Below are 2,977 nucleotides of genomic sequence, written 5' to 3'. Positions count from 1 at the left end.
CGAGACACAAAAGCTCGTTGGTATATAGACCCTTTTGGGTTATATGGTCAAGTGACCAAGCGTGCACGGTGGATGCCTTGGCAGTCAGAGGCGATGAAGGACGTGGTAATCTGCGAAAAGCTCGGGGGAGTTGATAAACAAGCGTTAATCCCGAGATGTCCGAATGGGGAAACCCACCCGCTTGCGGGTATCGTATGGTGAATACATAGCCATACGAGGCGAACCCGGGGAACTGAAACATCTAAGTACCCGGAGGAAAAGAAATCAACCGAGATTCCCTAAGTAGCGGCGAGCGAACGGGGATTAGCCCTTAAGTTAAATTGGTGTTAGTAGAAGGCTCTGGAAAGTGCCGCCGTAGAGAGTGAAAGCCTCGTATACGAAAATGCCCTTTTAATGAAATCGAGTAGGACGGGACACGTGGTATCCTGTCTGAATATGGGGGGACCATCCTCCAAGGCTAAATACTCCTGACTGACCGATAGTGAACCAGTACCGTGAGGGAAAGGCGAAAAGAACCCCTGTGAGGGGAGTGAAATAGATCCTGAAACCGTGTACGTACAAGCAGTGGGAGCGGACTTGTTCCGTGACTGCGTACCTTTTGTATAATGGGTCAACGACTTATTTTCAGTAGCAAGGTTAATCGCATAGAGGAGCCGTAGGGAAACCGAGTCTTAATAGGGCGTATAGTTGCTGGGAATAGACCCGAAACCGGGCGATCTATCCATGGGCAGGTTGAAGGTTGGGTAACACTAACTGGAGGACCGAACCCACGTATGTTGAAAAATGCGGGGATGACTTGTGGATAGGAGTGAAAGGCTAATCAAGCTCGGAGATAGCTGGTTCTCCTCGAAAGCTATTTAGGTAGCGCCTCGTATCTCACCATTGGGGGTAGAGCACTGTTTGGGCTAGGGGGTCATCCCGACTTACCAACCCCATGCAAACTCCGAATACCAATGAGTGCAATTACGGGAGACACACGGCGGGTGCTAACGTCCGTCGTGGAAAGGGAAACAACCCAGACCGTCAGCTAAGGTCCCAAAGTTACAGTTAAGTGGGAAACGATGTGGGAAGGCTTAGACAGCTAGGAGGTTGGCTTAGAAGCAGCCATCCTTTAAAGAAAGCGTAATAGCTCACTAGTCGAGTCGGCCTGCGCGGAAGATATAACGGGGCTAAACTGTACACCGAAGCTACGGATGCTTAGTTTACTAGGCATGGTAGAGGAGCGTTCTGTAAGCCGTTGAAGGTCAAGCTGTAAGGCAGGCTGGAGGTATCAGAAGTGCGAATGTTGACATGAGTAACGATAAGGGGAGTGAAAAACTTCCCCGCCGGAAGACCAAGGTTTCCTGTCCCATGTTAATCAGGGCAGGGTGAGTCGGCCCCTAAGGCGAGGCAGAAATGCGTAGTCGATGGGAAACAGGTTAATATTCCTGTACTTGCATATATTGCGATGGAGAGACGGAGAAGGCTAGGCCAGCACAGCGATGGTTGTCTGTGTTTAAGGCGGTAGGTAGGTGACTTAGGTAAATCCGGGTTGCCCTCTTAAGAGAGAATACCGAGAACTGATGACGAGCCCTCTTTTGGGTGAAGTGGTTGATGCCATGCTTCCAGGAAAAACTTCTAAGCTTCAGATATATGGGAACCGTACCCCAAACCGACACAGGTGGTCAGGTAGAGAATACCAAGGCGCTTGAGAGAACTCTGGTGAAGGAACTAGGCAAAATGGTACCGTAACTTCGGGAGAAGGTACGCCGATTTTGGTGATGGGATTTACTCCCTAAGCTGAGATTGGTCGAAGATACCAGGTGGCTGCGACTGTTTATTAAAAACACAGCACTCTGCAAACACGAAAGTGGACGTATAGGGTGTGACGCCTGCCCGGTGCTTGAAGGTTAATTGATGGGGTTAGCATTAGCGAAGCTCTTGATCGAAGCCCAAGTAAACGGCGGCCGTAACTATAACGGTCCTAAGGTAGCGAAATTCCTTGTCGGGTAAGTTCCGACCTGCACGAATGGCGTAACGATGGCCACACTGTCTCCACCAGAGACTCAGTGAAATTGAAATCGCAGTGAAGATGCTGTGTATCCGCGGCTAGACGGAAAGACCCCGTGAACCTTTACTATAGCTTCACAGTGAACTTTGAACCTACTTGTGTAGGATAGGTGGGAGGCTTTGAAACCAAGACGCTAGTTTTGGTGGAGCCACTCTTGAAATACCACCCTGGTATGTTTGAGGTTCTAACTCAGGTCCCTAATCGGGATCGAGGACACTGTGTGGTGGGTAGTTTGACTGGGGCGGTCTCCTCCCAAAGAGTAACGGAGGAGCACGAAGGTGTGCTCAGCATGGTCGGAAATCATGCGAAGAGTGTAAAGGCAAAAGCGCGCTTAACTGCGAGACAGACACGTCGAGCAGGTACGAAAGTAGGTCTTAGTGATCCGGTGGTTCTGTATGGAAGGGCCATCGCTCAACGGATAAAAGGTACTCCGGGGATAACAGGCTGATACCGCCCAAGAGTTCACATCGACGGCGGTGTTTGGCACCTCGATGTCGGCTCATCACATCCTGGGGCTGAAGCCGGTCCCAAGGGTATGGCTGTTCGCCATTTAAAGTGGTACGCGAGCTGGGTTTAGAACGTCGTGAGACAGTTCGGTCCCTATCTGCCGTGGACGTTTGAGATTTGAGAGGAGCTGCTCCTAGTACGAGAGGACCGGAGTGGACGAACCTCTGGTGTTCCGGTTGTCACGCCAGTGGCATTGCCGGGTAGCTACGTTCGGACGGGATAACCGCTGAAAGCATCTAAGCGGGAAGCCTCCCTCAAGATGAGATCTCACTGGAACTTTAAGTTCCCTAAAGAGCCGTTGAAGACTACGACGTTGATAGGCTGGGTGTGTAAGCGTTGTGAGGCGTTGAGCTAACCAGTACTAATTGCTCGTGAGGCTTGACCATATAACGCCAAAATGGTTTAGCGTTATATTACGAT

General features: G+C 50.6%; 1 rRNA gene. It reads left to right on the top strand.

The annotated features are described in order from the left end of the window. Positions 1 to 45 precede the first annotated feature (45 nt). A 23S ribosomal RNA gene (locus OA91_RS23660) occupies positions 46 to 2,943 on the top strand. Positions 2,944 to 2,977: the final 34 nt, after the last annotated feature.

Origin of the sequence: Marinomonas sp. SBI8L (assembly GCF_001624705.1) — a bacterium.
Taxonomy (GTDB): domain Bacteria; phylum Pseudomonadota; class Gammaproteobacteria; order Pseudomonadales; family Marinomonadaceae; genus Marinomonas.
This window is presented reverse-complemented; position numbering and strand designations above follow the sequence as displayed.